The sequence below is a fragment of the Streptomyces sp. WM6386 genome (assembly GCF_000972385.1).
In the GTDB taxonomy this organism is placed as follows: domain Bacteria; phylum Actinomycetota; class Actinomycetes; order Streptomycetales; family Streptomycetaceae; genus Streptomyces.
This window is the reverse complement of record NZ_JXTE01000648.1, coordinates 1-358: the sequence shown is the minus strand read 5'-3', so window position 1 is coordinate 358 and position 358 is coordinate 1. Positions and strand designations below refer to the sequence as shown.

Here is a 358-nt window from a genome sequence, read left to right as displayed (position 1 = left end):
GGCGAGCCACCGTGCACTCTCCTCGCGTTCCCGGGCGAACCCGATCACCTTGGCGACCGCGGCCTTCAAGTTCTCGTAGCGGACCTTGCCCCTGGGCACCCCGCCCAGCACGCTGAAGGCGTGGACGTGCCCCTCCAAGAACGCCTCCTGCCCGCTGGCGGCGAAGACGCGGGGCACCGCCTTGCCGGAGTACGACAATCGCAGGCGGAACAGGCTGAACAGGCTGCAGACCAGAGTCTGCCCGGCCAGGTGAACAGTGACGTCCCCGAAGTCGACCTCGGCTTCCTGCCCCGGATGGTGGGACTGCGGCACGAACACCTCCGCGCTGCCGCGTCCGGCCTCGGCCCGGATCTCGCCC

At 70.1% G+C, this 358-nt stretch carries 1 pseudogene; it reads right to left on the bottom strand.

The features are described 5' to 3' along the window. A pseudogene (locus tag TN53_RS43085) lies at positions 1–358 on the bottom strand (IS21 family transposase); the annotation flags it as partial.